This window comes from [Clostridium] ultunense DSM 10521, from assembly GCF_000511955.1.
Taxonomy (GTDB): domain Bacteria; phylum Bacillota; class Clostridia; order Tissierellales; family Tepidimicrobiaceae; genus Schnuerera; species Schnuerera ultunensis.
Genome location: NZ_AZSU01000002.1, coordinates 871,251 through 872,905 on the forward strand (window position 1 = coordinate 871,251; position 1,655 = coordinate 872,905).

Genomic DNA, 1,655 nt, shown 5'->3' on the forward strand with positions numbered 1-1,655 from the left:
AATTGAAACCCGATACCACCGGGTAAGTGGGAGAAAGGAGATAATTGTTTATAGACTACCTATAAGGAATTGAAACAACCTATCATGACACAGGAAGAATTTGATAGAGCTAGTTTATAGACTACCTATAAGGAATTGAAACAAGAATTGATGCAATCAGAAGAAATGCAGAGTATTTGTTTATAGACTACCTATAAGGAATTGAAACAATATATGGGCGAATAACTCATATATACAGTAATGTTGTTTATAGACTACCTATAAGGAATTGAAACTTGGGGTAATCGGAGATGGTGGATAGATGGTTGTTTCGTTTATAGACTACCTATAAGGAATTGAAACGTTGCAAATTTTTCATTGTATGGAGTAACGTCTACAAGTTTATAGACTACCTATAAGGAATTGAAACTTTTATTCCAAACCAATACAATCCCCTCCTTGAATTTAGTTTATAGACTACCTATAAGGAATTGAAACTGTCTTCCATGATAAGGACATGTAATATATTTAGTTTGTTTATAGACTACCTATAAGGAATTGAAACTAACACATATAATAGATTTTGTACTCAGAGAGAATATGTTTATAGACTACCTATAAGGAATTGAAACTAACGAAAGATGGTGCAAAGAACTCAGGAGAAGAGCGTTTATAGACTACCTATAAGGAATTGAAACTGGTCCTATTATCATCTATTCTTATTTCTGCATTGATGTTTATAGACTACCTATAAGGAATTGAAACCCACTTCATCTTTCGCACTATCTTTTAACCAATCAAGGTTTATAGACTACCTATAAGGAATTGAAACCTTGTGTATAGTAATGTATAGTTGAAGGGTTTATATAGTTTATAGACTACCTATAAGGAATTGAAACATATGACAGAAGAAGGTTGTAGTGCTAGAAAACGAAGTTTATAGACTACCTATAAGGAATTGAAACGAATATGGGAAAAACAGCCAGAATTTGAATTTATTGAGTTTATAGACTACCTATAAGGAATTGAAACAGAGGTGATATAGTGATAAAAATAAAAATATTAGACAGTTTATAGACTACCTATAAGGAATTGAAACAGAAGAGAAGTAGTAACTACAGATGAGCTTGGAGCTGGTTTATAGACTACCTATAAGGAATTGAAACGATGTAAAATGATACTCTCAGACTTGATGGCGGTCATGTTTATAGACTACCTATAAGGAATTGAAACCTCTCGTGAATAAGCCATCTTGACATATAAAGTTGATGTTTATAGACTACCTATAAGGAATTGAAACTTTCAGTGGTGATCGGTCTTATGGTGATTTTGCCGGTTTATAGACTACCTATAAGGAATTGAAACTTGGGTAGATCGGTTCTACCCAGTGACTAGAATATTGTTTATAGACTACCTATAAGGAATTGAAACATGGGTAGGTGAGTAAATGAAGAAAATACTACTTGAAGTTTATAGACTACCTATAAGGAATTGAAACATATGACTCAGGCTACACTTCAAGAATATGCATTTGCGTTTATAGACTACCTATAAGGAATTGAAACGATAAACAAAGTGGAGTATATTGCACGAGTATGGGCCTGTTTATAGACTACCTATAAGGAATTGAAACACATAGCTTCTTCATCAGTTAATCCTTCTTTTATAAGTTTATT

1 CRISPR repeat array is annotated in these 1,655 nt (G+C 32.7%).

Going from position 1 to position 1,655, the window contains the following annotated elements:
• Positions 1 to 46: 46 nt before the first annotated feature.
• Positions 47 to 1,612: direct repeats of the CRISPR family, unit length 30 nt; unit sequence GTTTATAGACTACCTATAAGGAATTGAAAC.
• The last annotated feature ends 43 nt before the right edge of the window (positions 1,613 to 1,655 follow it).